Source organism: Janthinobacterium amylolyticum (genome assembly GCF_051380655.1).
Lineage (GTDB): Bacteria > Pseudomonadota > Gammaproteobacteria > Burkholderiales > Burkholderiaceae_D > Janthinobacterium.
Genome location: NZ_JBNYXL010000011.1, coordinates 38,005 through 52,352, shown reverse-complemented (window position 1 = coordinate 52,352; position 14,348 = coordinate 38,005). Strand labels below are relative to the sequence as shown.

Below are 14,348 nucleotides of genomic sequence, written 5' to 3'. Positions count from 1 at the left end.
AAGAATGGCGGGCCGGAGACGCCCGCTTGGCCCGGGGTGCCTTTTTTTGTGACTTGGGCCTACTCCCGGTTCGCCGTATCCTTAACGTAGCACCAACGCTTTGACCGTCTCCCAGGCCGTGCTGCCCGAGTGGGTGGCGCAGACCTGGTTGCGGCCGCCTTCCTTGGCCACATACATGGCGCGGTCGGCGGCGACGAACAGCGCCTTGCGGTCGTCCAGCTGGTGCGGTTCGATGGTGGCCACGCCGATGCTGACGGTGATCCAGGGCGAAGTGCCAGAGCGCGGATGCGGCAGCTGCAGCGCTTCGATATGCGCGCGGATGGTTTCGGCCAGGGCCAGGGCGCTGGCGGCGTCCGTGTCGGCAAGCAGCATGACGAATTCCTCGCCGCCGTAGCGCGCCGCCAGGTCGCCCGGGCGGCCGGCGTGGGCGTCGATGGCTTGCGCCACCTGCTGCAGGCAGCTGTCGCCGGCCGGATGGCCCAGGCTGTCGTTGTACAGCTTGAAATGGTCGACGTCGAGCACCACCAGCGACAGCGCACCGCCATGGCGCACGGCGCGCTGCCATTCTTTTTCCAGGAAGCTGTCGAAATGCCGGCGGTTGGCGATCTTGGTCAGCGGATCGAGATAGGCGGCCCGCTGCAGTGCGTCTTCCGACTGCTTGTGGTGCGTGATGTCGTGCAGCAGGCCGATATACAGGGGCTGGCGCAGATACATGGGCGTCAGGGTCAGGTCCATGCTCAGGGCTTCGCCATTGCGGTGGCGGATCGCCACTTCGCGCGTGCCGTGGTTATGCGCCGTTTCCGGACTGGCCGCGTACTTGGCAAAGTAATCGAGGTATTCCTGCGTCACCATGGGGCTGAGCAGCTCGCCGATCGAACGCCCCGCCAGTTCATTTTCGCGGTAGCCCAGGTATTGGTCGCAGGCCGGGTTGGTGTACTGGATGCGCCCGTCGGCCTCGATGATCAGCAAGCCCTCCGCCATGTTGTTGACGATGGTGCGCAGGCGCTCGGCCTGCTCCTGCTGGGTTTCATTGTTGCTGCGGATTTGCAGCTGGGCGCGCACCCTGGCGCACACTTCGGCCATGCGCAGCGGCTTGCTGATGTAGTCGACGGCGCCGCAGTCGAAGCCGGCCACCACATCGTCCGTTTCCGTCTTGGCGCTCATGAAGATGACGGGGATGCGCTGCGTCAGCGGGTGCTGCTTGAGGCGCCGGCAGGTTTCGATGCCGTCCATGTCCGGCATCAGCACGTCGAGCAGGATCAGGTCGGGATGGGCGCGCTGGGCGATCGCCAGCGCCCGTTCGCCGGACGTGGCGACGTAGGTTTGATAACCCTGTTCGCTCATGAGCTTGCGCAACAGCTCAAGGTTGGCCGGCGCATCATCGACAATCAATATGGCGGCTTCGCGCCGTTGGGGAGACCCCACACTGCCTGGACTCATTGCTACCGGCCTTTCGGATGTGCTGCGCGGGGCCAGCGTTTGCTGCACTTTCGGAGATGCCGAAGCCCGGCAAGCCGCGCCCGCAGGTAGCGGCGGGGCAGGTTGGCGCCGGGAGTGTCGCCCTGGCCGCAGACCGCGGACCGTGAGCGCATGTACACGTGTAGTCAAAGGCTGACCGGATTCAAATCTGACACTTTGGTCAAATCATACCGCTTTGCCAATTTTTTGGGTGAAAAATCGATGCTCTGCGCCGCAGTAAACTATTATTTTTATACTATTTTTAAAAATAAATACACGGAGTTGTTGCCGTAAAGACTGTTTTTAGTGGAAAAAGGCGCGTACCCGTCGTCAGGCATTCCGGGCAGGAGGGAAGCCCCGCGCAAGGCGGGGCGTGCAGCGGTATTACATTTTTGCGGCGATCAGCTTGCCCAGGATGGCGATGCCTTCACGGATGCGTTCCGGCGGCACCGTCACGAACGACAGGCGCAGGGTGTGCGTGTCCGGCGTATTCGCATAGAACGGCGCGCCCGGCACGAAGGCCACCTTGTTGGCGATGGCTTCGTCGAGCAGCTTCATGGCGTCGATGTGTTTCGGCAGGGTGACCCAGATGAACATGCCGCCTTCCGGCTTCGTCCAGCTCACGTCGGCCGGGAAATGCTCCTCCAGGGCCGACAGCATGGCCTGGCACTGGTTGCCGTACAGGCTGCGGATGCTGGGGATGTGGCGTTCCAGGAAGCCGTCCTTGATCACTTCATGCACCACCATCTGCGTCAGCTGCGAGGTGTGCAGGTCGGCCGCCTGCTTGGCCAGCTCCAGGCGGCGCACCAGCGGCGGCGGGGCCACCACGTAGCCGAGGCGGATGCCGGGAGTGAGCACTTTGGAGAACGATCCCATGTAGATCACGCCGTCCGGATTCATGTTGAGCATCTTCGGGTACGGCTCGCCGCTGTAGCTGAGGGCGCCGTAGGGATCATCCTCGATCAGCGGCAGGCCGTGGCGGGCGCAGGTTTCCACCAGTTCCACGCGGCGCGCCACGGACAGGCTGCGGCCCGTCGGGTTCTGGAAGTTCGGCAGCGCGTACAGCAGGCGCGCGCCATCGGCGACGGGGTCGATGGACGATGGCACCAGGCCTTCGTCATCGGTATCGACGGACACGAATTCGGGACGGTAGACGGAAAACGCCTGCAGGGCGCCCAGGTAGCTGGGGGTTTCCACCAGCACGCGGCTGCCTTCGTCGATGAGGACCTTGCCCAGCAAGTCCAGCGCCTGCTGCGAGCCGGACGTCATCAGCACCTGTTCCGGCGCGATCGTGCTGCCCTGGCTGGACAGCGAGTCGGCGATCCACTGGCGCAGTGGCAGGTAGCCGTCGGTGGGGCCGTATTGCAGTGCCACCTTGCCATGGTCCGACAGGACCTTGTCGAAGGCCGTCTTCATTTCCTCGACGGGGAAGGTGGCGGGCGAGGGCAGGCCGCCGGCAAACGAGATGATTTCAGGGCGCTGCGTGATCTTCAGGATTTCGCGGATGAACGAGCTTTGCAGCTGTTCCGCGCGTTCGGCAAAGCGCCATTGGATCGGATTCGGATTTTCAATTTTCATGCGAGTCTCACGGAAGATGCCGAGCTGCGCCGGCTGGTTTTGTTGGCCCGCTTGTGGCGGTGCTTGCGCAAGCGGTGCCGGATAGGCGCCGCCATGGTGCCGGGGTATTGTACGGCTTGCAAGCCGGTCTGCCCATCCGCACGCGAAAACAGCGTTGCAAACGGGCGTCATCGCCGCCTATTTCAGCTTGCGCCCGGCCGCCACCACGGCGATCACGGCGCCCGCGAACAGCAGGCTGTCCGCCGTCAATGGCTCGCCCAGCAGCACGGCGGCGCCCAGCAGGGTGAGGAAGGGCTGCAGCAGCTGCGTCTGGCCCACGCGCGCCACGCCGCCCAGCGCCATGCCCCGGTACCAGAAAAAGAAGCCGATAAACATGGAAAACACGGAGATATACGCAAAGCCCAGCCAGGCTGCGCCGCTGGCCTGCGCCATCAGCGCGCGCTGCGGCCAGGCGTTCCACAGCACCACGGGCAGCACGAAAGGCACGGCCAGCAGCAACGCCCAGGAAATCACATGCTGGCCCGGCATGGCTTGCGCCAGGCGCCCGCCTTCCGCATAGCCGAGTGCCGCCAGCAGCACGGCGGCAAAGATCAGCCAGTCGGCCACGTGGAAGCTGCCGCCGCCCTGGCGCAGCGCGAAGGCCACCACCAGCGCCGTGCCGATGACGGCCATCAGCCAGAAGCCGGGCGATGGACGTTCTTTGCCGCGCAGCACGGCAAAGACGGCTGTGGCCAGCGGCAATATGCCCACCAGCACGGCGCCGTGCGAGGCGGGCAGGCTGCGCATGGCGATCGACGTCAGCCAGGGAAAACCCAGCACGCAGCCCAGCGACACGAGCGCCAGCGGCAGCCGTTGTTCGCGCCGCGGCAGCGGCGCTCGCTGGTGCCACAGCCACAGGCCGGCCAGGCTGGCGGCCACCAGGGCGCGGCCCAGCGCGACAAAGGTGGGATCGAGCTCGGCCACGGCCAGCCGCGTGAAGGGCAGGGTCAGGCTGAAGAGGGCGACGGCGATCAATCCCAGCAGCAGGCCCTGGCGGTCGGCGCCGAGGCGAGGTGGCTGGCTGGCGGCGATGGTACTGGTACTGGTGCTGGTATGCGTAGGCATGGGGTTCCCGGGGCTGGCGTGACTGGACATGGGCATGGATTAATCAGCCCTGTACTGTTATCCTAGAGTCGAATAGCAGTACAGTACAAATACACTTCAACGCATAATTTCCCATACTGTAATGGCCATATGAGCAATACACCCGCATCACCGTCGCTGCCTTTGCTGTCGCGCGCCTCGGGCGAAACCCTGATCGACCAGATCGTGCGCTCGCTGGCGGCGCGCATCGACGACAAGCTGCTGCGCGGCGGCGCGCGCATGCCCTCGATCCGCCAGTGCGCGGCCAGCATGAACGTGTCGTGCGCCACGGTGGTGGCCAGCTACGACAAGCTGGTGGCGCGTGACTATCTGGAGTCCCGGCGCGGCGCCGGTTTTTTCGTGCGCGAACGCGCGCCGCTGAACACGCCCATGCCGCCGTCCGGCGTGCCGGAGGCCGGTGCGCAGCCCATGGATGTCGTCTGGCTGATCCGCAATATGTTCCGCCAGACGCCGGCCATTCCCGCACCCGGCACGGGCATGCTGCCGGCCGAATGGCTCGATGGCGACCTGGTGGCGCGCGCCTTGCGCGACGTCAGCCGCCAGCCTGGCAATCTGCTGCTCGGCTATGGCGCGCCGCAGGGCTTTTTGCCATTGCGCCAGCAGTTGCAGCTGAAACTGGCGGGGCTGGAAATCGCCTGTCCGCCCGAGCAGATCGTCACCACGGTGGGCGTGATGCAGGCGCTGGACCTGGTGGCGCGCGAGTTTGCCCGCCCCGGCGACACCATTTTCGTCGACGATCCCGCCTACTGGCTGATGTTCGGCGCCTTTGCCGCCATGGGCATGCAGGTGATCGGCATCCCGCGCCTGGGTGACGGCCCCGATATCGGCGTGCTGGAACAGCTGGCGGCCGTGCACCGGCCCAAGCTGTATGTGATCAATTCGGTGCTGCACAATCCCAGTTCCACCTCGCTATCGGCGGCCAAGGCTTTCCAGGTGCTGCGCCTGGCCGAGCAGCACGATTTCCTCATCGTCGAAGACGATATCTACTGCGACATGCATCCCGGTGGCGCGGTGCAGCCGGCCACGCGCCTGGCCGCGCTGGATCAATTGCGCCGCGTGATTTACCTGGGCGGCTTTTCCAAGAGCCTGTCGGCCAATCTGCGCGTGGGCTTCATCGCCACATCACAGGAACGGGCGCAGCGACTGGCCGACCGCAAGATGCTGGCCACCTTGACCACCAGCGATATCGGCGAGCGGGTGGTGTATAAAATCCTTTCGCAGGGCCTGTACCGCAAGCATGCGGAGCGCCTGCGCGCGCGCCTCGACAAGGTGCGCGAGGGCACGTACCGGCGCGCCGAGCGGGCCGGCCTGCGCTTCGATCCGGCGCCGGCCGGCATGTTCATCTGGGCCGATGCAGGCTGCGACACGAATGTGCTGGCCGAGCAGGCGCTGGCCGAAGGGCTGGTGCTGGGGCCGGGCAGCCTGTTCTCGCCGCGCCAGCTGCCGTCGACCCGCATGCGCCTGAACCTGGCCACGGTGCAGGACGAGCGCATCTGGGCGTTTCTTGCCCGCGCACTGGGCTAAAACAGCGCATTTGCCGGGGGCTCTTGAAATCGCTTGTACCATCCCCAACTCCGTAGCATCCGTCCCATCCACAAGACTATGAGGTAAAAATGGCTGTCTCCGAAAAGCAAACCCTGGGTTTTCAGACCGAAGTAAAGCAAATGCTGCATCTGATGATCCATTCCCTGTACTCGAACAAGGAAATCTTCCTGCGCGAACTGATCTCGAACGCGTCCGACGCGGCCGACAAGCTGCGCTTTGAAGCGATCGATAACGATGCCCTGTATGGCAACGATCACGAATTGAAGATCAAGGTCAGCTTCGACAAGGATGCGCGCACCATCACCATTTCCGACAACGGCATCGGCATGACCCGTGACGAGGCGATCTCGCACCTGGGCACCATCGCCAAGTCGGGCACCAAGGAATTTTTCGGCAAGCTGTCGGGCGACCAGCAGCAGGACGCGGCCCTGATCGGCCAGTTCGGCGTGGGCTTCTATTCGGGCTTCATCGTCGCCGACAAGATCACCGTTGAAACGCGCCGCGCCGGCGTGGACGCCTCGGAAGGCGTGCGCTGGGAGTCAAGCGGCGAAGGCGATTACAGCATCGAGAGCATCGACAAGCCATCGCGCGGCACGGACATCATCCTGCACCTGCGCGAAGGCGAAGACGAATTGCTGTCGAGCTGGAAGATCAAATCCATCATCCGCAAATATTCGGACCATATCTCGCTGCCGATCGTGATGCAGAAAGAAGAGTGGGACGAAGAGAAAAAAGAAACCGTCCTGAAAGACGAATTCGAAACCGTCAACCAGGCCAGCGCCCTGTGGGCCCGCAACAAGGCCGACATCACGCCGGAACAGTACGACGAGTTCTACAAGCACGTGTCGCACGACTTCCAGGCGCCGCTCACGCATACGCATAACCGCGTCGAAGGCCGCAGCGAATACACGCAGCTGCTGTACATCCCGGCCAAGGCGCCGTTCGACATGTGGGACCGCAACAAGCGCGGCGGCATCAAGCTGTACGTCAAGCGCGTCTTCATCATGGACGATGCCGAGCAGCTGATGCCAACCTATCTGCGCTTCGTGCGCGGGGTGATCGATTCGGCCGATCTGCCGCTGAACGTATCGCGTGAAATCCTGCAGGAGTCGCGCGACGTGAAAGTCATTCGCGAAGGCTCGACCAAGCGCGTGCTGGGCATGCTGGAAGAACTGGCGAACGCGGACGAGCAGGACAAGAAGGACAAGTACGCCGTCTTCTGGAAGGAATTCGGCCAGGTACTGAAAGAGGGCATCGGCGAAGACGCTGCCAACAAGGAACGCCTGGCCAAGCTGCTGCGCTTTGCCTCGACCGCCAACGACAGCGACGAACAGATCACCTCGTTCGCCGACTACGTGGCGCGCATGAAGGAAGGCCAGGACAAGATTTACTACGTCACGGCCGATAACTATGCTGCCGCGAAAAACAGCCCGCACCTGGAAATCTTCCGCAAGAAGGGCGTCGAAGTGCTGCTGCTGACGGACCGTGTCGATGAATGGATGCTGTCCTTCCTGCAGGATTTCGAGGGCAAGGAACTGGTTTCCGTGGCCAAGGGCGGCCTGGACCTGGGCGCGCTGGAAGACGAAGCTGAAAAGAAAGAGCACGAAGAAACGGAAACCTCGTACGCCGACCTGGTGGGCAAGATGAAGACGGTGCTTGCCGACAAGGCCAAGGACGTGCGCGTGACGTTCCGCCTGACCGATTCGCCAGCCTGCCTGGTGGCCGATGAAAACGAATTGTCGGGCAACCTGCTGCGCATGCTCAAGGCTGCTGGCCAGAGCGCGCCGGAATCGAAGCCGATTTTGGAAATCAACCCGAACCACCCGCTGGTGACGCGCCTGAAGTACGAAGACGCGGAAGGCGGCAAGTTCGGCGACTGGGCCAACATCCTGTTCGACCAGGCCATGCTGGCCGAAGGCGGCTCGCTGGCCGATCCTGCCAGTTTTGTGAAACGCCTCAACGAATTGCTGCTCAATTCGGCGAAGTAATCACCGCCGCGCACCTGAAATGTAGGTCGGATTAGCGCAAGTGTAATCCGACAAGCGCAGCATGAATGGTGTAGTCAAGCCGGCCCTTTCCTCGTGAAAGGGCCGGCTTTTTTTATGCTACAGTGACGATTATTTTATTTTGTGGAAAAAGCAATGGCGCATTGCCCGGCATGTGATAGTTCCAACGTTCAACGCCTCTCCATGGTGCATGCCTCCGGTATTTCCCGCACCTCCACGCATATGTCGGGCAGGATCGATGGTGATTTCATCCACGGCCATGCGCATACGCGCAGCCAGACCTTGCTATCCCGGCAGGCTGCCAGGCCGACGATGCAGGCAGGCCAGAAGGTCGGGCTGATTGTGTTGGGCGTGATCGCTTTTGTCATCGCCGCCGTCGTCTTTTATCGCGCTGGCGCAAATGGCCTGTTCTGGATATTTGTGGCAGGGGGCGTCGTCTCTATTGCCTGGTCGCAAACGGCCTTTATCGCCAGTTGGGACAAGGATGCCGCTGCCTTGCAGGACAAATATGCGCGTACCTTCATGTGCCATGCCTGCGGTCACCGCTTCGTTCCCGTACTCAATCAACCATGAAATTCGTTTGATTGCAGGTCTGGGCGCGTATGCGCCGGGCTGCCTTGAGTCGGCATGGCTCGGATTGGCGGGGCCGCCGAGGCGAAGCGTCATCCGACACGGCGGCTGATGCAAAGGCCGGCCCTTACCTCGTGAAAGGGCCGGCTTTTTCACGTCTGCCGTTCAGCGCCGCATGCGCGTGCCCCGATCCCTGGCTGCAGCTACTTCAGGCATAATTGCCCCTTGTTGAATTTAATCCGTCAATGGCCGGCATGGCCGTTGGTGCAGGAGCCAGTCATGTCAGTGAGTACCCGCGACGCCCTATTGAAAAGCGCAGAGATCCACCTGCGTTCGAAAGGCTACGCCGCTTTCAGTTATGCCGATTTGTCGGAAGAAATCGGCATACGCAAGGCCAGTATCCACCATCATTTCCCCACCAAGGAAAACCTTGGCGTGGCCTTGATCACGCAATACATCGAGGTGTTTACGGAAAAGCTGCAAACGATCGATGCGGCGCATGTCGATCCGGTCGAACGCCTGCGCGAGTTCGCAGGGCTGTTCCTGGCCAGCGCCAATGACCATTTGCTGCCGCTGTGCGGCGCGCTCGCGGCCGAAATGGCGGCGCTGCCCGGATCGCTGCAGGCCCTGGGCCGGCAGCTGATGGCGCAGCAGCTGGACTGGATGGAGAGCAATCTCAAACAGGCGGCGCAGCTGCATGGCTGGACCCTGCGAAAACCTGCGAGGGATTACGCCTTCATGCTGCTCAGCGCCTTGGAGGGCGCCAGCTTCATCGGCTGGGCCCTGGGGCCATCGACCGATCCGCTGGCAGCGTTTCATTACATGCTCGACAATCTGGCGTAGCGCAGGCCAGCCTGTTCAGGCCAACAGGGCCGGTTTGGCGATCATCAGTGCGCAGACGATCAAAAAGACGGCCAGCTTGATGCACAGCCAGATTCCCAGCCTGGCGCCCGCCTGCGCGTATCCCTGTTCCACCTTCGCTTCTACCTTCGCTTCCACCTTGTCCGCCCAGAAATGGTCGATGGCTTGCGCGCCGATAAAAAGCGCGAGGGACAGCCGCATCCAGCCCATCTGCAGCCAGGCCCACTGTTGCTGGTACAGCAGGACCAGCCCGCCGGCAAGCAGTGCCCAGCCTGCGACGGCGATCTGCTGATGGAGTTTATGTAATGTGTCGCGGCCGGCGGCATCGCGCATCAGATGCAGCAGGCGCGGCGTCAGCAGCATCGGGCCGATGAAGGCGATGGCGGCGACTACGTGCAGTATCAGCAGGAATGTATGGGTGTTCATGGCGTTCTCGTATCGGCAAGGACAGTTGTTTATGGAACGTTTAGAATAAGATTGACCACCTACTTACGCTACTCGCATTCATGGCAAAAACTGCAGCACATGCGGAGCCCCGCAAACGGCCTTCCCAGGCCAGGTCGGCTGCCACCGTCGCGGCGATGCTGGAGGCGGCTGCTCGCATTATTGAAGTGCGGGGATGGGCCGCGTTGACGACAAATCACGTTGCCGAGCTGTCTGGCGCCAGCATCGGCTCCCTGTACCAGTACTTCCCGTCGAAAGAGGCGCTGCTGGCCGAACTGGTGCGCCGCGAACGCGCAATGCTGCTGCACGACGTGGCGCAAGCCATGGCGCTGGAGGGCGAACTGCCGTTCGCGATAGAACAAGGTGTCCTGGCCGGTCTGGCGCACCAGTTCAGGCGCCCCGCGCTTGCGCTTGCGCTGGAATCGGCACCGTCGTCGCCATCGTTGCAGCGTGAGGACGAGGCCTTGCGGCAGGCACTTGCGGGCCAGCTCGCGGGGCGGCTGGCGCGTCATGGCGTCGCCGATCCTGATATGGCCGCCGCCGACGTGATTGCGCTATGCCGCGGCATCATCGACGCCGCGGCGCTGCGGGGAGAAACGGATATGGCGTCGCTTGCGCGGCGCCTGGGACGCGCGACCCGCGGCTACCTGGACACGGCGGCACCTGCCAGGGAAGCTGCCGCCAGCGCCTAAGGGAGGATGCAGCCGTCCAGGCCACAGACCTCGCCGGAAGATGCGGCCAGCTCCTGCCGCGATTGCGCGTGGAGATTTTCCAGCGCCTGCCTGAAAACTTCTGGCGGCTGTGCCCCCGAAATGTGCGTCCCGTTGCCAAAGACGAACAGCGGCACGCCGGAGGCGATGCGCGAGGCGCTGCGCTCATCGTCCTGCACCTGCTGGCGCCATTGCGGTGTCGACCAGGCCTGCTCCACCACCTCGGCAGGCACGCCCGCTTGCGCCGCGAGCACGGCGAGAGAGCCGCGGTTGAACAGCGACTTGCCGTGCGAAATACTCTGCGCATACAGCACTTCGGCCAGGCGCTGCTGCGATGCCGTGTCGCCGGCGGCCTTGACCAGCATGTGCGCGTCCATGGTGTCGCCAAACAGCATGGTGTCGAAGCGGTAGTCCAGGCCTTCGGCCGCTCCATGCGACTGCACCGAGTACAGCATGCCCTCGGCGGCCAGCGGATCGCGAAACTTTTTCAGCAAGGCTGCCTTGATCGGTTCGGCTGGATGGTCCGGTGCGATGCGGTACGCGCGCAGCCTGACCTGCACGGCGTCCCTGTGTTCAAAGCCGGCAAGGGCCTTCTCGAAGCGGCGCTTGGCGATCCAGCACCAGGGGCAGACGAAATCGGACCAGATGTCGACGACCAGCGCCTGTGTGTTGTTTTTCATGGTTGCTCCTTGAGTGGCCGGCCAGGCGTGCGCGCATGCCCGGCCGGCTGACGCGGCGCTATCAAGCCTTGTCGAACGCGTCCAGCACGTGGGTGCTGTACACAACGGCGGCGCCGGCATTCAGATTGATCGCCACGCCGAGCGCCTCGGCGATTTCCTCGGTGGTGATGCCCAGCTTCTTGGCGGCGGCCGCGTGGAAGGCGATGCAGCCATCGCAGCGCGTGGTGACGGCGACGGCCAGCGAGATCAGTTCCCGCGTTTTCGCGTCGAGATGGTTGGTCTTGTCGCCGGCGCCGCCCAGTGCGGCGATGCCTTTCATGGTGTCGGGCGTCAATGCGGCGAGTTGCATCGCGCGCGTGTTGATATCTTGCCGGGCTTGTTTCCAGTCTTCCATCATTTCCTCGCTATGTAGGCGCTTGCGCGCGGGTTGGGTTGATTCCAGAGAGGGGAATCAGGCCTCGATTATTTCCAGGGTGGGCAGCATGCGGATGGCCTTCGAGAAATTGGCCAGATTGACCGACGTTTTGGTGACGGCCTGGTGCAGCGCTTCGACACGCTCGCGCGAGGCATCCGTGCGCAGCCGCACCACGTAGCTGACTTCGTCGTAGCCGGGATTGACGTTCTCGTCCAGGCCGAGGAAGCCACGCAGGTCCAGCTTGCCGTCCGTGTCGATTTCCAGACTGTGCACGGTGATGCCCATGGCCGCCGCATTGGCCGCGTAACCGACCGACAGACAGGCGTTGAGGGCGGCCATCAGCAGCTCTTGCGGATTGGGCGCCGTGTTTTGGCCCAGCAATTCATGCGGTTCGTCGGAAGCGATCTCGAAATGGCGCGCATGCTTTTCGCCGCCCAGCACATAGTGGCTGACGGTGGCCACGCTGCGCGTCTGGTGTTGCCAGCGGGTCTTGACGTTGAAACGCGCTTCGCCTTTGTCGGGATGGCTTGCCACGCCCTGCGCGAATTGCTGCAATGCTTCCACGTTGATGCCATTGAGCATGTTGGCGCCGGCCGCCGGGCCATGGGTCGGATAGTCGGTATAACCGTGGGACAGGGGACCGCTGGCGCCATAGTAGGTCGAGCGGTCGCTGTCGGCCAGCGGCCAGTTGTTTTGCATGCGTTCCACCAGATCCGGGTTGGAAATGAACGGCATGCCGAAGGCGATCAGATCGAGGTCGCCTTTTTCCAGCTCGCTGCGCGCCAGTTCCTGCGTGAAGCCGCCCGCGCCGATCAGGGTGCCGTGATAGTCCTGGCGGAATCGCGCGCCAAAGCCAGCTGGCACTTCCGCCGCCGTGATGGTCGGCTGGTAGTTCAGGTGCACATAGGCCAGCTTCCTTGTATCGAGCGCCTGCGGCACGCTGCGCCATACCTGCGCTTCGTCCGCATAGGCGCGCATGTCGTACAGGCGGCCGAACGGCGAGATACGCACGCCGACCTTGCCGCTGCCGATGGCGGCCGACACGGCGTCTATGGTGTCGAGCAAGAAGCGCTGGCGGTTGGCGATACTGCCGCCGTACTGGTCGGTGCGCGTATTGACGGCGCTGCTGAGGAACTGGTCTAACAGGAAACCGTTGGCCGCCATGATCTCGACCCCGTCAAAGCCAGCTTCGATAGCGACTTTTGCCGCATGTACGAAGTCGGCGGTGACGCGCGCGATCTCGTCGACCGTCAGCGCGCGCGGCACGCTGGGCAGCACCGGTCCGGCCTTGCCCGCTTCGATCCAGGCATACACCGTGGTGTTTTCCGCCGCCACGTCGCTTGGTCCGACGGGGGCCACGTTGCCAGGCTGGATAGAGACATGCGACATGCGTCCCACGTGCCACAGCTGGGCGAAGATCTTGCCGCCCTTGGCATGCACGGCATCGGTGACCTGGCGCCAGCCCTGGCCTTGGGTGCTGCTGTAAATGCCAGGCGTGTACAGATAGCCGCGGCCCTCATCGGAGACTGGCAAGCCTTCGGTGACGATCAGGCCGGCCGAGGCGCGCTGCGCGTAATACAGGGCGGTGAGCGCATCGGGATTGTTTTCGAGGGTGCGCGTGCGCGTCATCGGCGCCATGACAACGCGGTTGGCCAGGGAAATGCCGGACAGGTCATAGGGAGTGAACAGTTGATGCATGTAATGCCTCGCAAAGGATCGAATGCGCCGTGGCGCGGAAGGATTGCCGGGTGAAATGCCGGCTTCGAAATAAGTCTACCATCTAGTAGGTAGACTAGTCAACCGGTCGCAGCGCCCGCGAAATCGCTATGATGCGGCTTTGCCCGGGACGATACGGATGATGATAATGAAGAACCGCCTGATGGCCGGCCTGGGCGCGCATGCGCTGGGCTGCGTGGTGTTTATTGTGTTGAGCTGGCTGGGTTTTTTCCTGTACACGCAGCTGTTCGGCAGCCTCGGCTCACGCGGCGTGGCGGGCGGCCTGGCGCTGCTGCTGGTGTTTTACGTGCATGCGGGCACAAACCTGCTGCTGGCGCTGCTGCCGCCCGGCAGGTGGAAAGCTGTGCTGTGTGCCTTGCTGGGCGTGGCCGTGCTGGCCTATTTGCTGCCCCAGCATCCGCTGCGGGCGATTTACTTCAGCGTGCTGTCGGGCACCTTGAGCTGGCTGGCCGTGCTGGCCAGCGCGCGTTTAGCTGAACGTCTGCGCGGCTGACAGCCTGTCGACAAAGTCGGCGACGGCGACGGTGGCCGCTTCCGGCGCCGCCTGCAGCAGCATGTGCGGCGCGGCGATGTCGACCAGTTGCGCGCCCGGTGCCAGGCGCAGTATCTGCATGGCGTTCGCCGGCGGCACCAGGCGGTCGTGGCGCGCGCGCAGGTACAGCACGGGCAGGCTGCCACGCGCAAATAGTCGCGTGGCGTCGGTCTCGATCACGGCGCGCAGGCGCTGGCGCAGCACGGCTGGCGGCACCAGCGCCAGCGCGGCGGCCAGTTCCGCCTGCAGCGCCGGCGTGGCGAATGGCGCCAGCAGCGTCTGGCGCAGGGCGATGCCGGGCATGGCGCCGAAGGGCACAAGACCGAGCAGGTGGCGCAGCGGCGCCAGCATCGGGCGCGGATTGCGCACGAAGGAGCAGCACAGGATCAGGGCGCGCATGCCGGCAGGCGGATCGGCGCGCAAAGCTGCCCCCAGAGGGCCGGAAAACGATTCAGCCAGCAGCACATAGGGGCGCTCTTGCGGCAAACGTTCGCGCACGAAGGTTTCCAGCGCCGCATAATCGAGCGGGGCGGCGGGGAAGGCGATGGCCTGGGTGGCGATGGCTGTGCGCGCGCGCATGGCCGCGTCAAAGCGCTGGAACAGCCGGCCAGTGCCATCCATGCCGGGCAGCAGGATTAGCAGGGGCGGGGCGTCGGTCGATGTCGTCAT

14 protein-coding genes and 1 pseudogene are annotated in these 14,348 nt (G+C 63.7%); 6 read left to right on the top strand and 9 right to left on the bottom strand.

Going from position 1 to position 14,348, the window contains the following annotated elements:
* Window positions 1-81 precede the first annotated feature (81 nt).
* The 3 genes from ACQ4WR_RS22325 to ACQ4WR_RS22315 all read right to left on the bottom strand — a co-directional run bounded on the left by ACQ4WR_RS22325 (window position 82) and on the right by ACQ4WR_RS22315 (window position 4,140).
* The gene (locus ACQ4WR_RS22325; RefSeq protein ID WP_102293969.1) at window positions 82-1,440 is read right to left on the bottom strand and encodes a diguanylate cyclase domain-containing protein; all 1,359 of its coding nucleotides are present in this window, start codon (window positions 1,438-1,440) and stop codon (window positions 82-84) included.
* Window positions 1,441-1,842: 402 nt separating this feature from the next.
* Window positions 1,843-3,036: an aminotransferase-like domain-containing protein gene (locus ACQ4WR_RS22320; RefSeq protein ID WP_436489979.1), complete on the bottom strand. Its 1,194-nt coding sequence runs from the start codon at window positions 3,034-3,036 to the stop codon at window positions 1,843-1,845.
* Between the two features lie 177 nt (window positions 3,037-3,213).
* Window positions 3,214-4,140 (bottom strand): DMT family transporter, encoded by a 927-nt coding sequence (locus ACQ4WR_RS22315; protein WP_436489977.1) that lies wholly within the window; start codon window positions 4,138-4,140, stop codon window positions 3,214-3,216.
* A gap of 129 nt (window positions 4,141-4,269) precedes the next feature.
* On the opposite strand from ACQ4WR_RS22315, the gene ACQ4WR_RS22310 reads away from it, so the two are divergent.
* From ACQ4WR_RS22310 to ACQ4WR_RS22295, 4 genes are all read left to right on the top strand, one after another.
* On the top strand, window positions 4,270-5,703 hold the full coding sequence (locus ACQ4WR_RS22310) for an aminotransferase-like domain-containing protein (RefSeq protein WP_436489976.1): 1,434 nt from the start codon (window positions 4,270-4,272) through the stop codon (window positions 5,701-5,703).
* Between the two features lie 89 nt (window positions 5,704-5,792).
* Complete coding sequence (gene htpG / locus ACQ4WR_RS22305; protein ID WP_102293965.1) at window positions 5,793-7,712, top strand: molecular chaperone HtpG; 1,920 nt, start codon at window positions 5,793-5,795, stop codon at window positions 7,710-7,712.
* Between the two features lie 153 nt (window positions 7,713-7,865).
* Window positions 7,866-8,303 (top strand): hypothetical protein, encoded by a 438-nt coding sequence (locus ACQ4WR_RS22300; protein WP_146012332.1) that lies wholly within the window; start codon window positions 7,866-7,868, stop codon window positions 8,301-8,303.
* A 276-nt stretch (window positions 8,304-8,579) separates the two neighbouring features.
* Window positions 8,580-9,143, top strand: a complete 564-nt coding sequence (locus tag ACQ4WR_RS22295) for a TetR/AcrR family transcriptional regulator (protein ID WP_436489974.1) — start codon at window positions 8,580-8,582, stop codon at window positions 9,141-9,143.
* A 15-nt stretch (window positions 9,144-9,158) separates the two neighbouring features.
* On the opposite strand, the gene ACQ4WR_RS22290 is transcribed toward ACQ4WR_RS22295, so the two are convergent.
* Window positions 9,159-9,587 carry a hypothetical protein gene (locus ACQ4WR_RS22290; protein WP_102293962.1) on the bottom strand — a complete coding sequence of 143 codons (429 nt, stop codon included), beginning with the start codon at window positions 9,585-9,587 and terminating at the stop codon, window positions 9,159-9,161.
* An 80-nt stretch (window positions 9,588-9,667) separates the two neighbouring features.
* On the opposite strand from ACQ4WR_RS22290, the gene ACQ4WR_RS22285 reads away from it, so the two are divergent.
* Window positions 9,668-10,297 (top strand): TetR/AcrR family transcriptional regulator, encoded by a 630-nt coding sequence (locus tag ACQ4WR_RS22285; RefSeq protein ID WP_436489972.1) that lies wholly within the window; start codon window positions 9,668-9,670, stop codon window positions 10,295-10,297.
* Here ACQ4WR_RS22285 and ACQ4WR_RS22280 read toward each other — a convergent pair.
* From ACQ4WR_RS22280 to ACQ4WR_RS22265, 4 genes and pseudogenes are all read right to left on the bottom strand, one after another.
* Entirely contained in the window at window positions 10,294-10,995 is a 702-nt protein-coding gene (locus ACQ4WR_RS22280; protein ID WP_436489970.1) for a DsbA family oxidoreductase, read from the bottom strand. The two genes, ACQ4WR_RS22285 and ACQ4WR_RS22280, sit on opposite strands and share 4 nt — an antisense overlap.
* A 61-nt stretch (window positions 10,996-11,056) precedes the next feature.
* Entirely contained in the window at window positions 11,057-11,389 is a 333-nt protein-coding gene (locus ACQ4WR_RS22275) for a carboxymuconolactone decarboxylase family protein (RefSeq protein ID WP_102294029.1), read from the bottom strand.
* A gap of 57 nt (window positions 11,390-11,446) precedes the next feature.
* Window positions 11,447-11,992, bottom strand: a complete 546-nt coding sequence (locus ACQ4WR_RS22270; RefSeq protein WP_436490174.1) for an OsmC family protein — start codon at window positions 11,990-11,992, stop codon at window positions 11,447-11,449.
* Window positions 11,993-12,016: 24 nt separating this feature from the next.
* Window positions 12,017-13,108: pseudogene (locus ACQ4WR_RS22265) on the bottom strand (alkene reductase); the annotation flags it as partial.
* Between the two features lie 166 nt (window positions 13,109-13,274).
* Here ACQ4WR_RS22265 and ACQ4WR_RS22260 point away from each other — a divergent pair.
* On the top strand, window positions 13,275-13,640 hold the full coding sequence (locus tag ACQ4WR_RS22260) for a hypothetical protein (protein ID WP_436489968.1): 366 nt from the start codon (window positions 13,275-13,277) through the stop codon (window positions 13,638-13,640).
* On the opposite strand, the gene ACQ4WR_RS22255 is transcribed toward ACQ4WR_RS22260, so the two are convergent.
* A complete protein-coding gene (locus tag ACQ4WR_RS22255; RefSeq protein ID WP_436489966.1) occupies window positions 13,617-14,348 on the bottom strand; it encodes an alpha/beta fold hydrolase in 732 nt (243 codons plus the stop codon). The genes ACQ4WR_RS22260 and ACQ4WR_RS22255 overlap by 24 nt on opposite strands.

Bases quoted from the DNA above. Each gene is read 5' to 3' on its own strand.
- ACQ4WR_RS22325 (WP_102293969.1), bottom strand. From the start codon at position 1,440: ATGAGTCCAGGCAGTGTGGGGTCTCCCCAACGGCGCGAAGCCGCCATA.
- ACQ4WR_RS22320 (WP_436489979.1), bottom strand. From the start codon at position 3,036: ATGAAAATTGAAAATCCGAATCCGATCCAATGGCGCTTTGCCGAACGC.
- ACQ4WR_RS22315 (WP_436489977.1), bottom strand. From the start codon at position 4,140: ATGCCTACGCATACCAGCACCAGTACCAGTACCATCGCCGCCAGCCAG.
- ACQ4WR_RS22310 (WP_436489976.1), top strand. From the start codon at position 4,270: ATGAGCAATACACCCGCATCACCGTCGCTGCCTTTGCTGTCGCGCGCC.
- htpG (WP_102293965.1), top strand. From the start codon at position 5,793: ATGGCTGTCTCCGAAAAGCAAACCCTGGGTTTTCAGACCGAAGTAAAG.
- ACQ4WR_RS22300 (WP_146012332.1), top strand. From the start codon at position 7,866: ATGGCGCATTGCCCGGCATGTGATAGTTCCAACGTTCAACGCCTCTCC.
- ACQ4WR_RS22295 (WP_436489974.1), top strand. From the start codon at position 8,580: ATGTCAGTGAGTACCCGCGACGCCCTATTGAAAAGCGCAGAGATCCAC.
- ACQ4WR_RS22290 (WP_102293962.1), bottom strand. From the start codon at position 9,587: ATGAACACCCATACATTCCTGCTGATACTGCACGTAGTCGCCGCCATC.
- ACQ4WR_RS22285 (WP_436489972.1), top strand. From the start codon at position 9,668: ATGGCAAAAACTGCAGCACATGCGGAGCCCCGCAAACGGCCTTCCCAG.
- ACQ4WR_RS22280 (WP_436489970.1), bottom strand. From the start codon at position 10,995: ATGAAAAACAACACACAGGCGCTGGTCGTCGACATCTGGTCCGATTTC.
- ACQ4WR_RS22275 (WP_102294029.1), bottom strand. From the start codon at position 11,389: ATGGAAGACTGGAAACAAGCCCGGCAAGATATCAACACGCGCGCGATG.
- ACQ4WR_RS22270 (WP_436490174.1), bottom strand. From the start codon at position 11,992: ATGCTCAATGGCATCAACGTGGAAGCATTGCAGCAATTCGCGCAGGGC.
- ACQ4WR_RS22260 (WP_436489968.1), top strand. From the start codon at position 13,275: ATGAAGAACCGCCTGATGGCCGGCCTGGGCGCGCATGCGCTGGGCTGC.
- ACQ4WR_RS22255 (WP_436489966.1), bottom strand. From the start codon at position 14,348: ATGACGACATCGACCGACGCCCCGCCCCTGCTAATCCTGCTGCCCGGC.